Source organism: Clostridium sp. HMP27 (assembly GCF_000765165.1).
Taxonomy (GTDB): Bacteria; Bacillota; Clostridia; order Clostridiales; family Clostridiaceae; genus Clostridium_AK.
This window is the reverse complement of record NZ_JMFY01000003.1, coordinates 87,875-113,262: the sequence shown is the minus strand read 5'-3', so window position 1 is coordinate 113,262 and position 25,388 is coordinate 87,875. Positions and strand designations below refer to the sequence as shown.

Here is a 25,388-nt window from a genome sequence, read left to right as displayed (position 1 = left end):
ACTAAGCATTGAAAATAGATTATAATTAATGCTACTTGATTACTTTATTGCAAAACTAAAAAGGAAATTGAATCACAATTTCCCTCTTCATCTCTATCACAGTATGCCTTTATTCATAATGCATCAATGTGTAAAACGTTCTTTCCTAGATAACATAATATCTTATTTATTTTTATCCTGCTAATATCGGTCCAATGAACGCCCAAACCATAACCCAAATCCAAAGTGCAGCCGCTCCAACCCAGGTCGCCTTTAAAACCGTTTTGGTATTGCTGCAGCGTGCTATACCTAACTGCCCTGCAAGATTTGCAGTTGGATATAAAGAACCTGTAATTCTTGTAGCTGCTAGTATTGCTGTGGCCCATATTTGCATTGGCAATCCAACTGAATTAACTAGATCTATAAACATTTTGTGTACTATTGTAATTTCAGCAACTGCAGCTGCTTCAATACCAAATCCTCCAACTAAAGAAGCAATAATTAAAACGCCTGCCTTTCCTCCACCAGCAACTAATCCTGTTAGAAGCTTACCTAAAGCATCAAATCCACCGCCAATATTTATCATGCTAAACATTACTTCAAAGAAAATAAACACAAAGAACATGTTTGTCATCTTTGATGCACCTTCAACAAATGTATCAATTGCTGAATCAATTTCAATTCTGCTGCTAATGGTAAGAATTGCAGATAAAATTAACATTACAATAATGGCATAATTTGTGCCCTGTTTTGTAACGACCCCATACCCAACTAAAATAGCAAATACTATTAAAAATAATATTGTTGTTCGTTTTTGCTCTATACTTACAACCATTTTATTAATATCAATCATGTCTTCAGTTATCTCATATACTTCAACGCCTTTTAGCTTCTTTTGAATTTTATTTGCTGCAAAAACTGTAGCACCAATCCATACGATACTAAATGGAATAACAGCCCAAAGCATTAATTTACCGTAAGAAAGCCCTGTAATACCCATAGTGGCAATAGTAACCCCAGTTAGCGGTCCCATAATTAATCCAACTTCTCCAGCAACTTTAAACAAAGCACATACAGTACTTGGAGTAAGTCCAACTGCAGCTACAACAGGAATAATAACAGGAGCAATAATTGCATTGCCGCCAGCTAATGTTCCAAGTAATCCACATATAACAATGGAACTAATTATAACTGCTGCCATACCCTTTTTTTCAGTGTTGACTCCAATTCCCTTTACAATCCAGTATACAAGTGTTTGACTTACCTTTGTTTTATTCATCAAGTAGCCAAGCCCACTTCCACACATAATTATAATTCCTATTATTGCCAAAAATGAACCTAATGAAGTGACAAATATTCCGGCTAGACTTTTAACTCCCTGTCCAGTTAAAATTGCAGCTACAATTACACCAATAATCAAACCCGATAAATTGGATTTATTTCTAAAAACCATTATCAAATAGGCTAGTAACGGTAATAGTGCTATTAGCGACGGAGCTGAAATCAATGCATATTTTCCTAATTCCATTTTCCTTCCCCCTTCGAAATTTTAATTATCTTTTAATAGAATTCTGCCTTTTTTATTTTCAGTTCTTACGTCGTTAAGAAGCTCAGGATTACCAGCTATAAAAACATGGTTAATTCCTACAGGCTTTACAGGAGAATGTATGAATGTAGACATATCTTTTATTTCATTAAAATCAAATACAGTTATATCAGCAATATTATTAACTTTTAGCGTTCCTCGATCCTGTAATTTAATAATACTGGCAGGAAGCCCTGTAATTTTATATACAGCATCCTCTAATGACATTAAATTATTTTCACGGATCATCTGCAAAAATCTCGGAAATGTTCCAAAACATCTAGGATGTGGATTATAGCTTAAATCATAACTAAAGTTATACCCGTCGCTTCCTACGGCTATATCTATTTCCTTCATAATATTAAGCACATCCTCTAAACTTAGTGAATAATATATGGCTGATGTCTCACCGCTGCACTTAAGTAAAACTTCAATTACAGCCTCCTCTGGTGATAATTTAAAAATCTTTGCAATTTCTTCAATGTTTTTTCCATCAAATTTGGTAATATGTCCATGTGTAGAAGAAATCCCTACTTTACTTGCTCCCCCACGTCGTTCCATCTCGCTTTTAATATCTAAAAGCAGCCTAGAGTCCTTTGCTTTAAGTCTTTCTAACATCCTTGAATTGCCGCCATCCTGAGCCCAACCAGGTACAAGTGCTGAAAGTCCTGTAGACGTTGCTTCATAGGGATATTGATCACAAGTAATAGTACATCCTCTTTGACGTGCTGCTTTAATATTATTGAGAAGTTTTTCTGAATTTCCCCATTGCGGTTTACCAATGAGCTTTAAATGTGAAATGTGCAAATGAACACCTGTACTTTCAGCTACTTTAATCATTTCATCAACAGCTTCAAATACTAAATTGCTTTCATTGCGTAAATGTACAGTAAGTATACCTTGATTTTCCTTTATTACCTTTGCAAGTTCTATGAACTCATCTAATTTTCCATAACTGCTTGGTGGGTAAATTAGCCCTAAAGACATACCATATGCTCCATTTTTTAATTCCATATCAAGGATATTCTTCATCTTATGAAGTTCTTCAGCAGTAGCTTCTCTATCATCAAAACCTACCACGCAAGCTCTAAGTGTGCCATGGCCAATTAAGGTACCACTATTAATTGTCAATTGCTTCTTACTTGCAATTTCAACATAGTCTTTCATACTATCCATTTTTAAAGATGTATCTTCAGGAATTATCTCAATTGTTCTAGAAAAAAACTCTCTAATTTCTTTTCTTTTTGATTCATTTGATGGAACTAAAGAAATGCCACAGTTTCCTGTAATTTCTAATGTAACTCCTTGATATAGCATACTTTCTGCTTCTTTTGAATTGAGAGGACATGCATCTGAGTGGGTGTGAAGGTCAATAAATCCCGGTGAAATAACTTTTCCCTCACAGTTAATTATTTTACTACCCGTAACATTTTGATTTTTAGTGATTTCTACAATTCTATCGCCTTTAATGCACACAGTGGCCTTATAAGGAATCTTCCTTGTACCGTCCACTACTAGACCGTCTTTTAGAACAAAATCATACATAGCTAGCACCCCCAAACATTATTTATAAAGCTTCTTTCATATTGTTAATGAAAGACCTTATACACCTCAAGTTAAGTATTAAACAACTCAACTCTCTTCCTTTGTGGGTTATAGTAATATATGAAATTTATTTGTCTTTTATTACGTTAATATATATGAAAAAAGCCTCCAAATTAGGAAGCTTCTTATTTTAAAGTTTTTCTATTATATCCACTTAGGACCAGTAAAATCTGTGATGGGAGATAAAATATCCATATCAATATAGATAAGTCTTTTAATATAACTGATAACGCCACGTTTATATCACAAAGCAAAAACAAAGTCATACCTATTACAACTAAGTACCTACTATACATTGGATAAAAAGCTCCCTTAAGAGTTTTCCATCCTGTATAGACGCTATAAAGTAAAATAACTGCATAAATAAATCCTATAATCAGAGTGACCTTTTTTATACCTTCATATCCTAGGTCTTCTATAAGTAAATTATTTGCAAGAGATATAACTATTAAGATAATAAATATAATAGTAACTACTAAAAAGTTTAAATTATATCTTCGCTCTACAGCCCTCCTATGACGTATTATGTAAGTAATTTGTACTAAGCAAAAAATCATTATGCCTAATTCATTTAAGCCTAAAATTATCATACACAAATCGGCTAAAGCAGTAAGAAAAATTGCCAATCTTAAAAATATAGTATCCATTTTATCATGTCCGTTGCTTCCTATTAGAATAGATAAAAACAAACACAATAGTATTCCAAAATACTTTAACACAGATGAGTACACTGTTTTAAAATTATTAGTGTAATCAATATAGATAAATGCACAATATATAATTAACTCAATAAAAAGTACAAGCTTTACGATTAATATCTTAACATGATTTTTTATAATAATCACTTCCAAAACATAATATTTTCCTTATATTATATTTTGCTAAATAATAAGTTTAAATATAATATCTTATTATAATAACCCATTAATAATTTTTATCCACTCATATAAAAATGCACCTCCAAGTGCTAGATTTTGTCTAACATTTGGGGCGCACTTCAAAAACAGATGCTTTTCCTTATTCTTCTTATCCTAATAGCTCTTTCAAATCATCTTCTGGTGTGCTAATTGGCCTAATATCAAAATTATCAACTAGGAATTGTAATACATTAGGACTTAAGAAAGCTGGTAAGCTCGGTCCAATATACATTCCTTTTACTCCTAATGAAAGTAATGCTAATAAATCAGCTACAGCCTTTTGCTCATACCAAGATAAAATTATTGACAATGGTAAATCATTAACTCCACAGTTAAATGCATCCGCTAACGCTAAAGCTATTCTAACCGCTGAATAAGCATCATTACACTGACCTACATCAAGTAATCTTGGAAGCCCTGCCACTTCTCCAAACTCTAATTTATTGAAACGATACTTACCACAAGCTAAAGTAAGTATAATACAATCCTTAGGTACTTTTTCCGCAAACTCTGTATAATAGTTTCTTCCAGGCTTTGCACCATCGCATCCACCTATCAAGAAGAAATGTTTAACTTTTCCATCCTTAACTGCATTTATAATTGTTTCAGCATGACCTAAAGTTGCCTTATGTCCAAAACCTACTAAAATTTCTTTAACTTCTTCATCTTCCTTAAATCCACCTAATTCCAATGCCTTGTTTATCACCTCAGAAAAATCCTTATATCCATTTTCATCTTTAGGTATGTGCTTAATACCATCCCATCCAACAACGCTTGTTGAAAAAATTCTATCTTTATAAGAATCTCTTGGTTTCATTAAGCAATTTGTTGTCATCAAGATACAACCTGGTATATCATCAAATTCCTTTTGCTGATTTTGCCAAGCGCCTCCAAAATTACCTACTAAATGAGGATACTTATTTAATTCAGGATATCCATGAGATGGCAGCATTTCACCATGAGTATAAATATTTATACCCTTACCATCCGTTTGCTCTAGTAACATTTCTAAGTCCCTTAAATCATGTCCAGAAACCACAATAAATGGTCCCTTCTTTATATTTACATTTACTTTCCTAGGAGAAGGAGAGCTATATTTTTCATTATTAGCTTTATCTAATACCTCCATAACCTTAACGCTCATCTCTCCAGTTTTTATTAAGTATCCTATAAGATCCTGAAGAGTTAAGCTATCATCAATTAAAGCTTTTAGAGCTTTAAAGTAAAATTCATCCACTTCATCATTATTATATTTTATAAATCTTGCTTGATGAGCATAAGCTGCAATTCCTTTCAAACCATACTTTATAGTTTCTCTAACGGAACGAATATCCTCATCTAAGTTTTTATCATACATAATTCCTGCTTTTTTAGCATCCTCAAGAATTTCTTCTTTAGAATTGCTTAGATCGTACAATGCTTCTTCACTATTTATATCTTCTTGTCCAACTTTTCTCCTAATTTCTTCTTTAATCTTTTGAGATTTTTTTAGCATGTCCAAATGAGTTTCAGGATCAAAATTTACATTGGTTAATGTCATAAATAATGAATCTTCAACAAATGAAATCAATGACTTATCTAGCTTTTCTCCCTTTTCTATTAATTTAACAACATATGAGCTAATTCCTTTTAGTTGATAAATTAACAAGTCCTGCATTGCAGCAATTTCTGGTGTCTTTCCACAAACCCCTATTTTAGTACAACCCTTACCTCCTGCGGTTTGTTCGCATTGATAACAAAACATTTCTTGTTGCATATATAATCCTCCTGAATTTTCAAAGTATTTTATTATTATTTTACAATTAACTAATATAATATGCAACAAAAAACCGACATTAACCTATAATTTTTACAAAAACATCTAATTTTTAACAATTTATTCATTTTCATTTTAGTTTATACTAACATCTATAAACGTTGTTTCCCTTCATAGTAAGGCTCTAAATGAAGTATAACTTGAGATTTTTCACCTAGCTCTTCTTTTACTCTATTTTCAATATTAATAGCAAGAGTATGTGAATCCTCAACACTCATATAGGCATCTACCATTATGTGAAAATCTATATACATTTCATCCTCTGTACCCCTACTTCTCACATTATGTGCATCCTTAACCTCTTCAAATTCAAGGGCTATATTCTTTATCTTTTCTGCATCTATAACCGCCTTATCCACTAGCACTCCACTGGTATCAGAAAATATTTCATAAGCAGCATGGAATATAAAACCACCTACTACTAGTGATGCTATCGGATCAATTACTGGAGGTAATCCAATTTTAATACCTATAAGGGTTATTATAACTCCAATAGAAACATAAATATCTGACCTTGTATGCATAGAGTCAGATATAAGAATCTGACTGCTTAGTTTTTTTCCTTCGCTATATTCAATCTTGCTTACAAATATGTTTATCAAAAGAGTTATAAATAAGGCAATTATACTTTCTAGAGTTATATTAGGTGTAACTGGATTATTAAATTTTTGAAATGCTCCAGCAACTACCTTTACTCCAACTATAGTCAGCATCCCCCCAATAAAAAGACCTGCAAGAGTTTCAAATTTTTTATGCCCATAAGGATGTTCTTCATCAACGGGTTTTGAAGCAAACCAAATACCTACTAATCCTACAATATTAGAAGCTCCATCAGAAAGCGAATGAAACCCATCAGCTGTTAAACTTGTACTTTTAGCAATAGATCCAATTACAATTTTAAGTACCGCAACAAAAATATTTGCAAATAATATAATAAGTAAGACATTCTTAACTCTTTTCATATTATGATTCATACTAGCACTCCTTTTTACAAATTAATATTATTTATTTTTATTTAATGTAAAACATAATTCAAAGCATTCAACACCTCAACAACATTATCAATTGATAATGTTGTTTTGATTTTACAATAGATATTATATGCTAACATCTATTGATTTGTCACTACTTTTTAAGGTGAATTTTAATTTCAATTGATAATGATAATCTAATTTATTTATTAAATATTTTCACAAGATTACTTCAACTACATTAAAAACTTTATTCACACTCTTAATTTAAAAATATAAAAAAAGCCAATATCATAAAGTATTGACTTCAATCTTCTATAAATGTATTCAGTTCTTTTTTAATTCCTCTCCAATTTGGCATAAACTTATCCATATAACCTATAAAGATATTATTATGACTCTTCTCAAGCAAATGAACTAATTCATGCACAATAACATATTCAAGGCACTTTGGAGGCTTTTTGGTTAACTGTAAATTAAGCCATATACGCTTATCTCTTACATTGCAAGTCCCCCACCGTGTTTTCATATTCTTAACTCCCCATTCTTCAGCTGTAACACCTATGATTTTCTGCCACTTCTCCAAAAGCTTAGGTATTTCACTTTTAATATTTTCACGGTACCATTCATTTAATAACTTTTCTCGCTGCTCCACTGTGCTATTTTCACGCACTTGCAATATAAGCTTATCTCCATTAATCTTTATATCGTTATTCTTATTTAAATAAACCACCTCAAGAACGTATTTCCTTCCCCAAAGATATACACTTTCATCTGATACATATTCTCGAATGCATTGTTTAGGCTGATTTTTATATTTATCCTTGTGTTTTTTTATCCATGGCATTTTAGAAATAAGAAACATTTTAATAGCTTCATCTTTCATATTTTTAGGGGCTGAGACTTGTACCCTTCCTTGGGGAGCTTCCACTCTCAAATATATATTTTTCATTTTCTTCTTTTGTACCCAAATTTCTATATCATCAATTATCAAACTTGTCACTTTAGCTTCTCCTTAGTTCACTGCCAACTTTATTTTTTAATCTATTTTATTTAATCTTAACTTAAATATCATACTAATAACAATATATATTAAATAATGTTAATGATAAATAAACATACATATAGAAAAAGGATAGAAGATATTAAATCCCCATCCTTTTTAATAATAATTATTTACTTATTCCCAATAGGTTCTTTATAACTTCTCCCCCAATAATCATTCCAGCTACTGGAGGCACAAAAGAAATGCTTCCTGGAATTTGTCTCTTTATGGAGCATCTTTTACTGCTTTCTGCTGTGCAAACACAGCCTCCCTTACAAGTTACAACTTCATCTTCTTTTGGCCTTGTTGGAATTTCTTCAGAGTATAATACTTTAAGCTTCTTTACTCCTCTTTTCTTAAGTTCATGTCTCATAACCTTAGCAAGAGGACAAACTTTTGTATTATATATATCAGCAATTTTAAATTGAGTTGGGTCAAACTTGTTTCCTGTTCCCATTGAGCAAATAATCTTCTTATTATGCTCCTGGCACCAAAGTACAAGTGCAATTTTTGAGGAAACTGTATCTATGGCATCAACCACATAATCAACATCCTCAGTTATAATCTCACCAATATTTTCTTCAGTAACAAAAGTTCTGTGTGCTATTACATTGCATTCCCTATTTATATCTAAAATTCTTTCACGAGCAACCTCAACCTTAGGTTTACCCACAGTTTTTAGAGTGGCAATAATCTGTCTATTTATATTAGTTAAACAAACAGCATCGTCATCTACAATAACTATACTTCCAACTCCAGCTCTTGCAAGTGCCTCTACTGTAAAGCTGCCAACTCCACCAACACCAAATACTACAACTTTACTATTTTTAAGTTTTTCAAGACCTTCTTTCCCTACTAAAAGCTCCGTTCTTGACAATGAATGCTGTGCCATATTTTTCTCTCCTTTAGTACTTTAATCAGTATATATTATATATCAACATTAGTTTAATTTAAATACTATAAAACAAATTTTATTATGGCGACTATATTTTACAATTTAAATCTCATGATGATAGATTGTAAATTTTGTGCTAGCTCTGACATTCCTTCGCTGGAACTTGCAATTTCTTCTATCGAAGCAGCTTGTTCTTCAATAGAAGCTGTTACTTGCTCTGTAGATGCAGCATTTTCCTCAGCAATAGCAGCAAGATTTTTTAAAGTATTTAGTATTTCATCTTTTATTTTTTCCATTTCTTCTCCTGAAATATTTAACTGTTCTATTATTTTTTCTACTTCTTCCATTGATTCAGCAATTAACATATATTTATCTTTGCTATTGATTACACTATTTGTCTGCTCATCAGTTATGACTGATACCCTTTTCATTGTACTTACAGCATCTTCAGCATTCCTTTGCAATTCATTAACAATTTTATCAATATCCTTTGTAGAAGTTGACGATTGCTCAGCTAACTTTCTTATTTCCTCTGCAACTACCGCAAACCCCTTACCTGCTTCTCCTGCTCTTGCAGCTTCTATAGCTGCATTTAGAGCCAACAAATTAGTTTGTTCTGCTATGGAGGCAATTACATCACTTGCTTGTCCAATTTTAATAGAACTATCATTTGTCTTTAATATAATCTCAAAAATCCCTTTTGTTGCATTATTGCTTTCTTCAGTTATTTTAGATAGTTTATCTATTTCTCTTAATCCTTCTTCAACAACCTCTGTTACCTTATTTGAAGCAGCATTTAAATTTTGCATATTACTTTGATCTTTTTCAATAGTTTTTTCTAACAAATCAGCCTTTAAAGAACCTGTTTCTGTATTTCGTGCTTGCTCTGAAGCACCCATTGCTATTTCCTCAACAGTTTTGGAAACCTCTTCTGCAGCAGTGGCGGATTGTTGTGATGCAGCTGTCAATTCTTCCGAAGCACTAGCCACTTGTTCTGAAGAATTCCCTATTTCTTTAATTATTTCTCTAAGGCTATTAATTATATTTTGTAATGCAGTGGCTAAAGTTCCAATTTCATCTTTTTTATTTATATAATTTTGAGAAATATCCTCAGTAATATCCAAATTAGCTATCTTTTCTGATTGTTTTACTATTTTAATAATAGGTTTTACAATTGAACTGCCGATTAAATATGTAATAATGATGCTTATTACCAAAACAATAAACATAACTGACACGATAACACTTATTAGTTTCGGAACCTCAGACAAAACTTCCTTTTGATTAGCAGTGATAATAAGCATCCAGTTAGTACCTTCAATAGGAGCATACCCAGCGTACATATCATTCCCATTAAAAGAATAGGAACTAACTCCCGTATTTTCCTGAAGTACCTTTTCAATCATTGTTGCTACTGATTTCTGATTTTCATCATTTTTTGCTTCATTAATTGGATTGTATTGATTTAAGACCTTCTCTCTGTCTGGATGACCAACTACTGTTCCATTGCTATTAATGACATAGCCGTATCCTTCTTTACCATATCCAGTATCATCTATAACTTTGCTTACAGAATCCCCATTTCTACGACCTATTAAAGCTCCAACTACTTTCCCATCCCTTTCAATGGGAGCAGCATACATAAGAACAATCTCATTTGTCACACGACTAACTAACAAGTCAGATACATTTACTTGACCATTTAAAGCTTTTTTCACGTAATCTCTATCACCTAATTTACTAGTTGTTCCATTTGAATAATGAGCAGTTCCATCAAGACCAACAATAGCAATGTCAAGAAAATTTGCTCTTTGTACTTGCCTTTTTAGTATAGGCTGCTGAATCTTCCAATCCATACCTTGAATGTCTGATCTTAGTGCTATCATCTCCAAAGCCTTTTTTTGAACTTCAATTCTACTTTGTATTACTTTTGATCCTTCCTTGGATAGAGAAAGCAGTGATTTTTCTGCTTCTACAGTAAGAGAATTGCTGGCTCTAACTATAGAAATCACCCCTAGCGAAATAGAGGAAAATAAAATCAATATGGAAAAGCATACTATCATCTTTGTTTTGACACTCTTAGAACTTTTAATATTCTTAATTCTAATTCTTTTCATTCTGATGCCCCCGTCTCATGCTAATTATTTTGCTTTTGATATATTTCTATTTTTCAGTTTGAAATTAATATATTTTTTCTAACATCTTTAATACCTCCTTTCAAAAATAAAAACCCCTTTTATTTGAAAAACACAAATAAAAGGGGTTACTAACAACACTATGCAACCGGCTGCCATATTTTTTTCAATTTAGGCCCTTGGCTTTGCGTCCTTATCTTTCGATAAGTTTGCCCTCTTAAATTAATGTATATATTTTTATTTCTAATGATTAAGTATTTCCACACAATTTAAACATACTTGTGTAAATTATACCATTTAAGTATATTTTACACAATACCTTTTGGTACAAAACTTTTCGACATATATTTGATTTTTATATTTTGTAAATTTTTTAATTTTACCAAACTTTTATATTTAAATTCAAAATTTTATCGTTGTTACTAAACCAAATAACATAATACTTAAATCATTAATCAACTCATACATTACTAACAAAAAAAATAATCATTAAAGTCGGATATTTAATTTTTCCGTCCTTAATGATTTCTCTCATTTTCTAATTTATTTACTTTTATGTGATTTTTCTTCTATAGGTTTGAATACCCATTCATAACCACCTTGTGCTGTCATGGTAATTAAAATAGCATTAATAAAAGTTAATAACAGCTTAGATATATCAAATGTACCCGACATAATTTGATATCCTATAATAAGTATTAATGAGTATATAAAAGCTACATATTTTGTAGGCAGCCCTTTAAATACCTTGTCAATTAAATCTTTTGTAAATTCAGTAATAAGTACAACTACAGCCACCATACCTCCGAATGTTGAAAGATAGTCTAATGTTATTAAATTATCCATAATAAAATCCCCCTATATTTTTATTAAATTATATTATTTTTAAAGGAATCTTATTACAAACTATTTTATATAAATCAACATCAATGTTTATTGATGCTCTTTGAATCTTTTTATAAAATATGACTTCTTACAAAAGTCAAAATGTCTTTTGCTCCTGTTCTTCCTATAATGTCTTTTAAATAACCCAACCCTTTACAAAAATCTATAGTTTTATTAGATCTTACTTTTACTTTTTTTCTTTGTCTACCAACTGCCAATTCAGCATTTAAATTTCTCAAATCAATAATTTCTCTATGTTTAATACCTCTTAATATTTCCATGGAAATTTCTCTACTAAGATCCTCAACTGAAAAATATGTATTTTTATCATTTCCTTCAAAGCATTTATATATTATGTTTTTTAAATTTTTATCTATATTCTCTGGATAATTATCTTCTATAAAAATATCTAACACTGTACGCGGCATCTTTCCAGTAGCCATAAAATACATAATCTTGCCTACGTTGTATAAATCATTTTGTTTACTAAGCTTCCATAATTTATAGTTTCTTAAATTATCATTCTTATTGAGCAGCATATGTGAATAGCTGTTTTTTTTAACTATTTTAACCTTATTATTTTCCATAATAATTATATTACGCGGATTTAGTTCTCTAAGAGTAATAAAAAAATCTTCTTTATGAAATTTTTCTATGATATCACACAAATTTAATGTAATTTTATATATTTCATAAAGATTAAAACTTTCTTTACCTCTTACATAATCCTCTAATATTTCTTCTTCTACTAATTGCGCATCCTCAAAAGCTCCAGTATTGCTCACTTATATTCCACCTTTTGTACTAAATCTCTTGTAACTTATCTTTTAATATATACGTATAAACTTGTTATTTTTGAGGTGTACAATTCTTATTTAATAAAATTTAAAATGCCCCATTAGTTCAAAATAAACCTAATGGGACATTTTAAGTTATGATATAGTTTATTAGTGCAGTCTAGTAGTATTATTATTTTCATATTTTTTCATTATTTTTTTTACTCTTCTTAACTGATTGCCATAGTCACTTACAACAGCCTTTACTTCTTCTAATAAACTTAAATCTAAGTCCTCATTTTCATCTATAAATTTCCCACCTTGATATATACCCATTTCCATAGCCTTTATGGCATGCTGGCAAACTTCTAAATCTGTATTTACAGGTATTAATTTAACCTTTTCAAAGAATTCTCCCATAGTTCCCATTAACCCAAGAGTATCTGCGGCATCTCCGCCTATTTTTTCTATTATATTGGTTATAGCCTCTTCATGTCTTTTGAAAGATTCTAGAATTGTTTTTAGTTCATTTTTAAGTTCTAAGTCTTCAGCCTTAGTAAGATAATCTTTAAACGTACTTCCACCCATATGTATTCCTTTTAAAAACTTATTAATTTCCTTCATATCATTCCCTGATTTTGTAATCATTTTTTTCACCTCACCATATTGTCTGTAGTCAGAATTCTTATTATTCTATAACTTTCATTTGTTATAGGAATAATTGATTATATATCTTCACAAAATAATTAAAGTGTATTAAAAACGCTGTAATTAAGCGGAAAAGAAATATAAAGAGGTGTTTATTATGGATTTTACAAATATTAAGAAGGTTGAAGATTTGACCATTATGAGTGATACAAATAAAAGATTAAAAGAGGGTTGGCTACTTATTGGTACATACACAAATAGTTATGACCCTCAATCCAATCCAGGTGAAAATACCTTTCACTATGTGGTAGGTCTTCCAGATGGAATTGCCTACACAGATATACCTCAAAATACTTATTATGATCATCCAGAGGATCTTGAAACATAAAACTTTACTACAACTATTAAACAGTAGAACCCTTAAACTTAAACACTTTAAGGGTTTTTTATTTGTTTAAAAATGGCTTTTCAACCACATCTATGCTATTATTATAACATTGGACAACTTCAAAATATAAAAAAATATACAACAAAGTAATTGTTATTCTAATAAAGGGAGGAATTTTATATGTGGAAAATTCTTTTATCCTTGGTAGTAGGAGCTATCATAGGGTATTTTTTTAATTTATCTTATAAACAAAAAAAGACAAATAGTAAAGTCCAGCAGTTTGCTGTGGTTTTTTTACTCTTTTCTATGGGAATTTCCGTTGGTGCTAATAAATCAGTTGTAGCTAACTTAAAAAACATAGGGACCACTGCTCTTACTTTTGCAATTTTAACATCTTTATTTAGTATAATATTGGTTTTTATAGTGACTAGTAAATTCATGAAGGGAAGTGACTAGACGTGACAATTGTTTTACTTGCAGCTGTGATAGGCGGGATTTTATGTGGTTACTATTTCGTTCCAGAGAATATAGCAAATAACATTAGCATTATCAGCAGTTTTGCACTTAATCTTACAATTTTATCCGTTGGAATTGATGTGGGTTCAAACAAAGGGCTTATAAAAGATTTAAAAAAAGCAGGTTTTAAAATATTATTGGTTCCCTTTTCCATAGTTCTTGGAAGCCTCCTTGGAGGTATTATGACATCAATAATTTATGATTTACCAATAAAATCAGGTTTATCAATAGCTTCTGGCTTTGGATGGTATAGTTTATCTGGAATAATGCTTACAAACCTCGATAGTGCACATGTTGGAACCATCGCACTTCTTACAAATATTTTTAGAGAATTAATTGCGGTAATATCTATTCCTATTATTGCATCAAAATTAAATCATTATACTGCCATAGCTCCAGCTGGTGCTACATCTATGGATACCACTCTTCCACTTATCTCGGAGGTTACTTCCCCTGAGGTAACGATAATATCTTTTTTAAACGGGGTGGTATTAAGTTCTTTAGTTCCTATACTTATTAGCTTTTTTTATACGCTATATTAGGTTTCAATTATCATGCACATAACACTTGCATATAAACTTTAAATATGTTATTATAATCTCACAACTTAGATAGATTACTTTTTCTGAAATATTCGTTAGGCTCTTATTTTGAACCTACATTTTAACTTCGGGAATCCAATATTTAGATGAGGAAATGTACCTTCTTATGAGTCCTTTTTACGGCATTGAAGGCGATTGATGCATCTGTGAGGATACCCACCTATCGAGAGATAGGTGTCAAAATTAGAGTACCGGTATTTTGGATATTATCTTTAAAGATTGTAAGCCAATACTTGATTATATCAAGCGTTGGCTTTATTATTTTTACATTCCTTTTTTTCTTTTACTATCAATCTTTTAATATAAAATTATTAATAGCATAAGCAATACCTGACTCATCATTTGATTTAGTTATATATTTTGCATGTAATTTAATACTATCTATAGCATTCTCCATAGCTATAGGCATCCCTGCACATTGAAACATCTCTAAATCATTATTATTATCTCCAAACGCAATCACTTTGCTTAAATCCACATCTAGTTTTTCTGATAAGATCTTTAAAGCATTACCCTTTGAGATATCAGATGCCATAATATCTAAAAGTCCATTAAATGAGCTTACTACTGTAAGATTATCAAACTTTGAGAACTTACTTTCTAAAATCTTAAATTTTTCTCCATCATCACAAATTAATAAAACTTTTAAAACATCAATATTATCAGTGTTTTTAATTGTTATATCATCTATATACTTTATAGGGACATACAAGTCCTTGGGAAGATGATTATTTAAATTTTCATAATGCTCTGCTCTAGGATTGTTTTTATTAGAATACACTAAATCAGTTGTATAAATAAGAAAATTTATGTTGTTTTCTAAACAATAAAATATTATATTCCTTGAAGTATCTTTATCAATTATTTTTGAATAAAGTATTTCCCCTGTTTCTATATTCTTAATTAAGCCTCCATTGCAAGCTATAATGTGTCCCCTTAAATTTAACTGCTTTATATAAGATTTCACTAAAAGATCAACTCTTCCTGACGCAATAATTATTTCTAGTCCTTTTCTCTCTAGATCTTTTAAGGCTTTCTCATTTTCTTGTGATATAATACCTTTTGAGTCCAAAAGTGTTCCATCCATATCACATACGCACCACTTATACTTAATCATAAGTCCTGTCCCCTTTGTCACTAAAAAATTATAGGTGTATATAATTAAAAATTACTACACCAAAATTATATTGTCATTATATTTTTATTTTTGAACTATTTTATTTATAATTTTTTCTTCCACAAGTTCGCTTTTACTAAAGCCTCTTCTAAAATATCGTATTTGTTTATATTTGATTCCATTCATCTCGAAATCTAAAACATCTATTCTCTCTCCGCTGTAAACCACAGGTTCCTTTTCACCTTTTATAAATACATGTACTTCCATAAGTAAATCACATCCTTAACTATATGTTTATCTAAGATTATTATATATATTAAATGTATTATCATCAATTATTTATATCTAAAAATTTACTCGGAGAATAACCTATATACTTTTTAAATACTTCAATAAAATATTTATAGTCCTTAAACCCAACTTCTTCTGCTATCTCATAAATCTTTAAATTCCCTTGCTTCAATAATGCAATAGATTGCAATATACGATAACGATTTAAAAAATCATTAAAAGTATAGGAAGTTTCCTCTTTAAATTTAGTATTAAGATAAGCAGAAGAAACATTAATTTCCTTACTTAAGTCTTCTAAAGATATTTTACAATTATATTTTGTTTCAATAAATTTAATCATTTTTCTCACATACTTTGTTTTAAAGGTTTGCTTTTCATAATACCCTATATCCAATACCTCTGAAGATTGCATATTACTAAATTTATTCATAACTTCCTTAATCTTATTTTTTGATTGAATCTTTTCAGTTAATTTCTCAATAGTTTCGTAAAGATATTCAAAATCTATAGGTTTTAATAAGTACTCCGTAACATTTAATTTTATAGCCTTTTTAGCATACTCAAATTCGCTATATCCTGAAATTATAATAGTTTCGTATTCATGTTCAAATATGGTTTCTTCTAACATCTCAATTCCATCTTTATATGGCATTTTTATATCTGTAATTACAATGTCCGGCTTTATTTCTTTGATTTTTTCTATACCCTCTTTCCCATCACTAGCTTCTCCTGCTATAACACAATTTACCTTCAACCAATCCACCATGTAAATTAACCCCTTGCGTATTATATCCTCGTCTTCAACAACCAGAATTTTATACATCACCATCACCTGCTATTATTGGAATTTTTAATATTATCTTTGTTCCGGAGTCATATTTACTATAAATATTTAAACCATAATCCTCCCCATACATTAATTTAATTGCTCTATTTACATTATATAATCCTATGTGTTCCGGCATAGCATACTCATCATTTAATATATTCAATAACTTTTCCATATCATTTCTTTGTATCCCCTTTCCATTATCTTCAATGGAAATTTCAATTCTATTCTCCACTATTTCTCCCCTAACATTTATTATAAGTTGAGCAGAATCCTTCATACCATGAACTAAACTGTTTTCTACTATTGGCTGTATAATTAATTTAGGTATTTTGCAAAGCATCAATTTTTTATCTACGTGAATATAGTATTCCAACCGATTATTATATCGAATCTTTTGTAGCATCAAGTAATTGTTTACATACTCAATATCTGTTTGTAATTCGACTTCAGAACTGCCGTAATTAATGCTGTATCTCATCAACTTAGCAAAGGAAACTAACATCTTTGAAGCTTCCTCAGGATTTAAAAGTATTTCATAGCGTAAAGTTTCTAATACGTTAAATACAAAGTGAGGATTTAATTGCCCTTCTAAATGTTTTATTTCCATGATTCTTTTTCTCTCAGAAATTTCTTTATTTTTATCAATTAAATATTGCACTTTAGTTATCATATTATTAAATTTATTATAAAGTATTTTGAATTCTTCAAAGGTATCTAAGCTTATTCTATATTCTAAATTCTCACTAGCACATTTATCTATAGCTTCTAACAAAGTATCAATTGCATTGATATTTTTATTAGTCATTTTATTAGCTAAAAAGCTTACTAAGATAATCACAAAAAAACCAATAATACAAATAATTATTACTCCAAAAATCAGCATTTGCTGCTGCACAGCAATAGAAGACATTGTTATTATTCTTATATTATTTGGTAGTTTATTATTTATGTTAGTATAATAAGATTTCTCATTAAGCTTAGTAATGTTATTTGAATTTATATCGGGGTTAAACTTCCCTGCAGAATCTATTAAATTATTATTATTAGAATATATTACATTATCAAACCTGTCATTAATACTTATAATATCCGCATCTGTGTTAATTACAAAATTATTTATATCACTATCTCTTAATTGAAGCATTAAATATCCTATAATACCATCCTTATCTGCAATACATTTAGCAAATGCGTAATCAGACCTTTGTCCATTATGATATTGTGTTTTATTAATAGTAGCTAACACTTCATCCTTTTCCTCATTTATCCTATTAATAATATCCCTTATTTCAGTACTGTTTGCAGAAATCAAAGTATTAGATTCATATAAATTAGTTGCCTTAATATTTTTATCTGCATCAAAAATTATAAAATTTGATTTAATATCTTGTCCATTTGAAAAATTATATAATAAAGTAAAGGCTTCCTTTCTGTTTTTTCCACTACCTATAAAATCTTTTATAATTTTATTTTGCGATAGCTTTTTTGTGTTTTCATAATATATATCATATTGCTGTTGAAAAAAATCACTTACTTTCCTATTCCCTGATTTATTAGTTTGAATAGAAGATAATTTGAAATTTATAATCATAGAAGTAATAAACAATATGAACACAAAAGAAATTAGTATTATTGCATATTGTATAAATGAATGTCTCATATAATCCTTGAACCTAGAATATTTATTCATTATTTATCCACCTACAAACAACCTTTTTATATAAATTATACCATATCAAGCGAAAATAATAGGTCCCCAGTTTTCGAAGTCCTATTATTTACTCTTCATAAAAAGTATTATATACTTATTTCACGTTTACCAGATATCTTAAAAAATAATAGAAGCGATACTACAGCTGTAAGTGTTAATACAGTAGAGTAAGCAGAAGCATTACCATAATTTCCACGAATAACTTCTGTGTATATTGAAACCGTAAGTGTTTTAGTTTTTGTAGTATATAGTATGATAGATGAACTTAACTCACTGATTACAGTTATCCAACTCATTATCGCCCCTGCAAGCACTCCTGGCAGCATCATAGGTACTGTAATTTTCGTAAAAGACTTTATCTCCGATGCTCCAAGACTTATAGCTGCTTCCTCCACACTAGGACTAATTTGTCCTATTATTGCTGTACTTGAACGTATAGTATAAGGCATTCTCCTAATTGCAAAAGCTATAATCATAATGGCAGCGGTACCGCTTAACAGTAAAGGTTTTTTATTAAAACCAAATAAAAATGATATACCTAGAACGGATCCCGGTATTATATACGGAAACATTGTTAGTGTATCTAATAAATGAGTAAAGAAATTTTTCTTCCTTACAGTTAAATATGAAATCAGAACTCCTATTATAACAATAATAGCTATTGCAACTAACCCAAATAAGTAAGTGTTTCTTATAACAGAATTATCCTTTGCAAGCAAAGTAGCTTTATAACTTTTTAGCGAAAATCCTTTTGTAAATACCTGTCCTCCATTATTATTTAAGAAGGATGTATATATTACTACGATTTGTGGGATTATTGAAAGAAATGCTACAAAATACACGAAAGTATGAGCTAATACATTTCTAAGTCCTTTTTCTTCTTTAGCTTCCATAGGTTTCAACGCAGACATTGAATAAGTATTTCGGTTTGCCAAGAATCTCTGAAGAAAGAATAATAGTATAGTTACAATTATTACAATAACACAAAGAGCTGCAGCAAAACCATCATCGCCACCTACTTCACTCATGAATTGAGTATATATAAGCACTGGAATTGTTTTAAATCCCTCCCCTATAAGCATAGGTGTTCCGAAATCTGCAAATACTCTCATAAATACCAATAAAGAGCTAGCGAACATAGTCGGCATTATTAATGGCATAATAATTTTTACAACGCGATCTACTCCTGTACACCCTAAACTTTCTGCTGCCTCATTTAACGAATTGTCTAGATTCTTTAATGCTCCTGTAATATACATGTAAACTAATGGATAGGATTGCAGAGAAAATACAAGCACAATCCCCGGAAATCCATATATACCATTCATTTTTACATGAAATATAGAATTAATTATATTAGTTAAAACTCCATTTCTTCCTAATAGCTGAATCCAAGCATATGCACCTATAAATGGTGGAGAAAGATATGATATTACAATTAAAATGCCTAACAATCCACTTCCTTTTATTTTAATTCTCTTCATTATATAGGCCATAGGTAATCCTATTAAGACAGAAATTAATGTAGCACAAATAGTAACCTGAAAACTATTTAATAGAGTACTCCAATAAAACTTTTTAGAAAAAAACTTAGTGAAATAATTTAAAGTTAGTCCTCCTGATTCTGGATCTATAAAACTTTTATATAAAACTAGAACTAAAGGATATACAATAAATAAAGCAAATATAGCTAAAATTGCTAAGGTTAATATGTTCCATATGTTATGACCCTTCTTGTTTATGGATTTCATCTATATCACCTCTTTTATTAAAGTATATTTACTTTCATAATTAAAAACATTTACTTTTTTACTATCAACGGTTAAGTAAATAGGAGTTTCATTTGGTATAATATCTTCTACATCTGAATTTTGTATAACCTCTACTTCTTGTCCATTGTCTAACTCAATAAAATAATGAGTAGTTAATCCTAGAAACACACTGCTTTTTATGGTTGCTTTAATTCCTTTTCCATTTCTATTAATAATAAACTCCTCAGGACGAACAGAAATTAAAACCTTTTCTTCATTTATAACATCATCCGAAACATTGTCCATTTTAACTTGATAGTCCTTATTAAATTCAATCCATTTATCGCCATTATCGTCAAATTTGATGACTGCTTCTAAAACATTTGATAGTCCAATGAATGTAGATACAAAGATATTAGCAGGTCTTTGGTATATTTCTTTTGGCTTACCTATTTGTTGAATTATTCCACCATTCATTACAGCTATTCTGTCTGATATAGCAAGTGCTTCTTCCTGGTCATGTGTTACATATACTGTAGTTATACCTATTTCATTTTGTATTTTTTTTACAGCATTTCTCATTTCAACTCTCAATTTAGCATCAAGATTTGACAATGGTTCATCCATAAGAAGTACTTCTGGTTGAATTACAATTGCTCTCGCTAAAGCCACACGCTGCTGCTGCCCACCAGAAAGATTTGCTGGCATCCTATCTTTTAAGTGATCTATTTTTACTATCTTTAATATTTCATCAACTTGTTTTTCTATCTCTTCTTTAGAAATTTTACGATTCTTCAACCCAAAAGCTACATTATCTTTTACAGACATGTGAGGGAAAATAGCATAATTTTGAAACACCATTCCCATATTTCTTTTTGCAGGAGGAATATTGTTTATAACCTTATCCTCAACTTTAATTTCTCCTCCATCAATAGAATTAAATCCTATAATCATGCGTAGTAAAGTAGTTTTACCACATCCAGAAGGTCCAAGTAAGGTAAAAAGCTCTCCTGGATTAATCTTTAATGATAAGTCTTTAATAATCACATCATTTCCATATCTTTTTACCGCTTTATCTATATTAATAGAAACACCCATACTATTATCCCTGCCTCTCCCGCTTTGTTTGTATTTTATAAAAGAGCATTTCTTTTGATGAAATACTCTTTTATATGAAATTACTTTAATATAATTATTATTTTACTTTTTCAATATGCTCATTGAACTTAGCTGTTACTTTATCCTTATTTTCTGTTACCCATTTTTCATCATAATTAGGTGTAATTTTAATTTTATCAAGTGGAATCATATATGATGCAAGCTTAGCGCCTTTTCTAAGAGGACGTACGGTTAATTCAGTTCCTACTGCATTTTGTATCTTTTCAGAAAGCAGATAGTCAACAAATTTCTTAGCATTTTCAGCATTTTTGCATCCCTTAATTATTTGTACAGATTCTCCTGGAAAAATTGCTCCTTCCTTAGGAAATACTACTTCTACTGGAGCACCATTTTTAATATAGTTAGCTGCTGGATCTTCCCAAGTTAATCCTACTGGATATTCTCCATCCGCAACGCTCTTATGAAGCTGTCCTGAACTACTTGCCATTTTCCCATCAAGATTAGCTAAAAACTTATCTACAAATTCCCAAGCTTCATTAGACATAGGATCACCATCTTTGCCCATATCATAGAGCATAGCCATAAGTGATTGAAATGCTGAACTTGAACTTGTTGGATCTCCAAAGGCAATTTTTCCCTTTAAGGCTGGATTTAATAAATCTTTAAATCCTTGAACTTTTATATCACCTATTAAATTTTTATTTACTATGAATACCGTTGGATCTGCAAAACAAGGTGTAAAATAACCGCTTTTATTTTTAAACTTTTCTTCCATATTCACATCTTCCGGAGAAACATATTCCATGAATAGCTCTTTAGAAGATGATAACATTGTTTCATCAGCAGCCCATAGTATGTCACCTAAAGGATTGTCCTTTTCTGACTTTACACGTTTCTGTAGCTCTCCTGTTCCAGCTACAACAAGATTTACTTTAATCCCCGTATCTTTTTCAAAATTACTAATTACTAAGTTATTTAAGCTCTCGCTACGAGCAGTGTAAACGGTTAACTCCTTGCTGTCAGAAGACTTGGTACTATTAGTGGCAGCTTCTTTAGAACCACAGCCAATTAAACTCATACCTAATACTGAAGTTAGTAGCATTGTTAGTATAAACTTTTTCATTTTTATTCCCCCTCTTGTATATTAATTCCATCTATATTAATTGTAACTTTTTTATTTTTAAAGTCTATCCTACAATACCAATATAACATCCAAAAAAATAAACCTAGAAAACTATTCTTCTAGGTCATGCGTAATATTCATAATATCCGGGGCACTTGCCTACTTATGTTGACACTGAATATACATCAGAGAATTCTATATTTATCATCTCTACATTAGTTTCATAAAAAGACTTGTTTTCATATTTTTCATCACTTATCAGATTAGCAGGCAGTACTATAGTAAATTCACTACCTTTACCTTCCTCACTAGTAACACTTATTTTGCCACCATGTATTTCAATAAAGGATTTTACAAGATATAGTCCTATTCCAGTTCCTTCACATTGTCTTGAAAGTGAACGATTTGCTTGTCCTAAGCGTTCGAATATGACATTAAGCATATTACTTGGAATACCATGTCCATCATCTCTTACTTTGATTACAACATTTTCTCCTTTATCCTCTAAATTTACATATATATGTCCATTGGAATTTGTATATTTAAAGGCATTAGATAGAAGATTTAATATTACACGTTCTATTTTGTCATGGTCAAAAGCCATAATCTTTTCTTCAACATTTGTATCAAATATAAGTTCTATATCTTTGCTTTTTATATAAGCTGCTACAGATTGGGTAATATCTTCAACAACACTTACTATATTACCATTCTTTTTATCAATTTTAATAAATCCAGAATCAACTTTAGTTATATCCATAAGATTATTTATAAGTCTAGTCATTCTAAAGCAATTTTGCTTAACTATTTTTAAATAGGATTTAAATTTATCTATATTATCAGTATTAAAATTCTCCAGATACATATTCATTGTTTGAATGGCAACAGAAATAACATTAACTGGCGTCTTAAATTCATGAGACATATTGATAAAAAACTCCGTTACAAGAGTATTAAATTCTCTAGACTCATTTAATAATTTTATATTCTTTTCTACATCATGTTTTAATGTTTCTATTTGCTTTTCTGGTGTTATATCAAGTAAGAAAGACATTACTGATTCCTTACCTTCATATACAAAAAAAGTGGATGTATTGCGTACCGCAATTGAATTACCTGTGCAGTTTAGTATATTGGATTCATATATAACTTTAGAAAGCTTACTTTTAATTATATTTAAATATCTTTCCTTTACAAATGCTATATCCTTCTGTGAACAATGATTATATATTGACTTGTTATTTAAATCTAGAGGACTTTCATATCCTAACAATCTAGCGGCACTCTCATTTGCATATAAAATTTTCCCATCAGCATGGACAATGATGGCATTTTGTGAGTTTTCAAATAAAATATCATAGCATATTTTATTTTTTATTAATGATTCCTCAATAATACGTCTCTCTGTATTTCTTTCCTTTAATTCAGTACTTAATAGTTGAAGCTCATTTTCCTTCTTCATTTTATTTTCATTCTCTAATTCCACATAATATCCAAGCACCCACGCAACAAAAATAAAAATACCTACCATTACTAAATCTTTTTGAAAATGCATATTAACACCACTAACTGACGGAGCATATAACAAGTCTACTCCGAGAATAAATATAGAAGAAAAAAACGCAGTAATAACTCCATAGTTTAACCCATATTGAATAACTGAAAATACTATTAATAATAAAAACAAGTACTTATATTCATTATCATAAGCTGAAAATAAGTAAATTGGCAAAGATATAATTGATAAAAAGAAAATGTTTTCAATTAACCATGAAATGTTAAATATACTTATTGATAATTTTACTTTTAAATTAGTTATTGTCCAGCTTACATAGATTAGTATCATAGTACATAAAAAAAATGCTGTAGTGTATAAATTGAATTGGCCATTATTTTTTATCCTCAAAATCGACCAATAATTGGGTATGTTAATATATACAATTATGCTGATGAATACTATTATTGCAATCTTTATAATAGATAGCATCTTAAAAATACTGTTTTCATTTTCATTAATGGCATATTTCATAAGTTAACCTCCTTAGATAAAAACAAAACCTTTATTAAAATATAAAAATCACTAATTAAATAAATCAGTAATTTTTATCTTGAAAAATATTTATCTCTTTCTTATTTGCTGTAAAATAACGAATTACTATAATAAATAAGTATGTAATAACCAATGAAGGAACGCCCAGTATAGATTTAGTGATAGGATTTATCACTTCAATATTTGTATTAATGTTTAGTAAATTTAATATTACTACATTTAAAAACTCACTTAATGAAACTATTAAAAACATAAGTAAAACACCATATATTGATTTTACCACTGGTATACCAGTTGCAGCCATGATACATATGGTAAAGAAAATAACAATGAACGTATGTACTCCCATATATATAGGAAGCATTCTTGTAAAATAAGTAGCTATTACCACTACCATACTGGAGAACATATAATTTTTCATATTAATTGAAGTCTTAGTTATTACATATATTCCCCAAATAATTAATAGCACTTCAGGAATACCTCTTAAAAAAACTTCAATCCAGTCAAGTTTAAACATTTTTCTATATCACTTCCTTATATAACTTTCCAATTATTTATATAAAAAGAATAGTTATTTATATAAATAATTATTTCTACAAATATCTATACCTTCATCACGCATTATCTA

23 protein-coding genes, 1 other RNA gene and 1 riboswitch are annotated in these 25,388 nt (G+C 29.8%); of the genes, 4 read left to right on the top strand and 20 right to left on the bottom strand.

Annotated features, from left to right (window positions below; genetic code table 11):
* Positions 1-172 precede the first annotated feature (172 nt).
* From DP68_RS03085 to DP68_RS03035, 11 genes are all read right to left on the bottom strand, one after another.
* Positions 173-1,507 (bottom strand): TRAP transporter large permease subunit, encoded by a 1,335-nt coding sequence (locus DP68_RS03085; protein ID WP_035305905.1) that lies wholly within the window; start codon positions 1,505-1,507, stop codon positions 173-175.
* Between the two features lie 21 nt (positions 1,508-1,528).
* The gene (locus DP68_RS03080) at positions 1,529-3,109 is read right to left on the bottom strand and encodes a D-aminoacylase (RefSeq protein WP_035305903.1); all 1,581 of its coding nucleotides are present in this window, start codon (positions 3,107-3,109) and stop codon (positions 1,529-1,531) included.
* A gap of 185 nt (positions 3,110-3,294) precedes the next feature.
* Complete coding sequence (locus DP68_RS03075) at positions 3,295-3,888, bottom strand: hypothetical protein (protein WP_291546991.1); 594 nt, start codon at positions 3,886-3,888, stop codon at positions 3,295-3,297.
* A gap of 307 nt (positions 3,889-4,195) precedes the next feature.
* Positions 4,196-5,842, bottom strand: coding sequence for a hydroxylamine reductase (hcp, locus tag DP68_RS03070; protein ID WP_081957068.1), 1,647 nt, complete (start codon positions 5,840-5,842; stop codon positions 4,196-4,198).
* A gap of 152 nt (positions 5,843-5,994) precedes the next feature.
* Entirely contained in the window at positions 5,995-6,876 is an 882-nt protein-coding gene (locus tag DP68_RS03065; protein ID WP_035305900.1) for a cation diffusion facilitator family transporter, read from the bottom strand.
* Between the two features lie 304 nt (positions 6,877-7,180).
* Positions 7,181-7,876, bottom strand: a complete 696-nt coding sequence (locus DP68_RS03060; protein ID WP_035305897.1) for a SprT family zinc-dependent metalloprotease — start codon at positions 7,874-7,876, stop codon at positions 7,181-7,183.
* Between the two features lie 169 nt (positions 7,877-8,045).
* A complete protein-coding gene (locus DP68_RS03055; RefSeq protein WP_035305894.1) occupies positions 8,046-8,810 on the bottom strand; it encodes a tRNA threonylcarbamoyladenosine dehydratase in 765 nt (254 codons plus the stop codon).
* 98 nt (positions 8,811-8,908) lie between these two features.
* Entirely contained in the window at positions 8,909-10,930 is a 2,022-nt protein-coding gene (locus tag DP68_RS03050; protein WP_052085611.1) for a methyl-accepting chemotaxis protein, read from the bottom strand.
* Between the two features lie 158 nt (positions 10,931-11,088).
* Positions 11,089-11,172: riboswitch (cyclic di-GMP riboswitch) on the bottom strand.
* A gap of 319 nt (positions 11,173-11,491) precedes the next feature.
* Positions 11,492-11,794: a hypothetical protein gene (locus tag DP68_RS03045; RefSeq protein ID WP_035305891.1), complete on the bottom strand. Its 303-nt coding sequence runs from the start codon at positions 11,792-11,794 to the stop codon at positions 11,492-11,494.
* Positions 11,795-11,904: 110 nt separating this feature from the next.
* The gene (locus tag DP68_RS03040; RefSeq protein WP_035305889.1) at positions 11,905-12,618 is read right to left on the bottom strand and encodes a hypothetical protein; all 714 of its coding nucleotides are present in this window, start codon (positions 12,616-12,618) and stop codon (positions 11,905-11,907) included.
* Between the two features lie 162 nt (positions 12,619-12,780).
* Positions 12,781-13,257, bottom strand: a complete 477-nt coding sequence (locus tag DP68_RS03035; RefSeq protein WP_035305886.1) for a DUF2383 domain-containing protein — start codon at positions 13,255-13,257, stop codon at positions 12,781-12,783.
* A gap of 157 nt (positions 13,258-13,414) precedes the next feature.
* On the opposite strand from DP68_RS03035, the gene DP68_RS03030 reads away from it, so the two are divergent.
* The 4 genes from DP68_RS03030 (at position 13,415) to ssrS (ending at position 14,973) form a co-directional block, all read left to right on the top strand.
* Positions 13,415-13,645, top strand: a complete 231-nt coding sequence (locus DP68_RS03030; protein WP_035305883.1) for a hypothetical protein — start codon at positions 13,415-13,417, stop codon at positions 13,643-13,645.
* Between the two features lie 180 nt (positions 13,646-13,825).
* Positions 13,826-14,101, top strand: a complete 276-nt coding sequence (locus DP68_RS03025) for a LysO family transporter (protein WP_035305880.1) — start codon at positions 13,826-13,828, stop codon at positions 14,099-14,101.
* Between the two features lie 2 nt (positions 14,102-14,103).
* Positions 14,104-14,703: a lysine exporter LysO family protein gene (locus DP68_RS03020; RefSeq protein WP_035305878.1), complete on the top strand. Its 600-nt coding sequence runs from the start codon at positions 14,104-14,106 to the stop codon at positions 14,701-14,703.
* Between the two features lie 77 nt (positions 14,704-14,780).
* Positions 14,781-14,973: non-coding RNA, 6S RNA (gene ssrS, locus DP68_RS19145), on the top strand.
* 79 nt (positions 14,974-15,052) lie between these two features.
* On the opposite strand, the gene DP68_RS03015 is transcribed toward ssrS, so the two are convergent.
* The 9 genes from DP68_RS03015 to DP68_RS02975 form a co-directional block, all read right to left on the bottom strand.
* Positions 15,053-15,880 carry a Cof-type HAD-IIB family hydrolase gene (locus DP68_RS03015; RefSeq protein ID WP_035305876.1) on the bottom strand — a complete coding sequence of 276 codons (828 nt, stop codon included), beginning with the start codon at positions 15,878-15,880 and terminating at the stop codon, positions 15,053-15,055.
* Positions 15,881-15,964: 84 nt separating this feature from the next.
* Positions 15,965-16,147 (bottom strand): hypothetical protein, encoded by a 183-nt coding sequence (locus DP68_RS03010; RefSeq protein ID WP_035305873.1) that lies wholly within the window; start codon positions 16,145-16,147, stop codon positions 15,965-15,967.
* 64 nt (positions 16,148-16,211) lie between these two features.
* A complete protein-coding gene (locus DP68_RS03005; protein ID WP_035305870.1) occupies positions 16,212-16,994 on the bottom strand; it encodes a response regulator in 783 nt (260 codons plus the stop codon).
* Complete coding sequence (locus tag DP68_RS03000) at positions 16,987-18,693, bottom strand: histidine kinase (protein WP_035305867.1); 1,707 nt, start codon at positions 18,691-18,693, stop codon at positions 16,987-16,989. Before DP68_RS03000 ends, DP68_RS03005 begins: the two co-directional genes overlap by 8 nt.
* Positions 18,694-18,800: 107 nt before the next feature.
* Positions 18,801-20,465 carry an iron ABC transporter permease gene (locus DP68_RS02995; RefSeq protein WP_035305864.1) on the bottom strand — a complete coding sequence of 555 codons (1,665 nt, stop codon included), beginning with the start codon at positions 20,463-20,465 and terminating at the stop codon, positions 18,801-18,803.
* Positions 20,466-21,563 (bottom strand): ABC transporter ATP-binding protein, encoded by a 1,098-nt coding sequence (locus tag DP68_RS02990; RefSeq protein WP_035305862.1) that lies wholly within the window; start codon positions 21,561-21,563, stop codon positions 20,466-20,468.
* A gap of 97 nt (positions 21,564-21,660) precedes the next feature.
* Positions 21,661-22,707, bottom strand: a complete 1,047-nt coding sequence (locus tag DP68_RS02985) for an extracellular solute-binding protein (RefSeq protein WP_035305858.1) — start codon at positions 22,705-22,707, stop codon at positions 21,661-21,663.
* A 163-nt stretch (positions 22,708-22,870) separates the two neighbouring features.
* Positions 22,871-24,736 (bottom strand): ATP-binding protein, encoded by a 1,866-nt coding sequence (locus DP68_RS02980; RefSeq protein ID WP_035305856.1) that lies wholly within the window; start codon positions 24,734-24,736, stop codon positions 22,871-22,873.
* Between the two features lie 64 nt (positions 24,737-24,800).
* Positions 24,801-25,277 carry a hypothetical protein gene (locus DP68_RS02975; RefSeq protein WP_035305854.1) on the bottom strand — a complete coding sequence of 159 codons (477 nt, stop codon included), beginning with the start codon at positions 25,275-25,277 and terminating at the stop codon, positions 24,801-24,803.
* Positions 25,278-25,388: the final 111 nt, after the last annotated feature.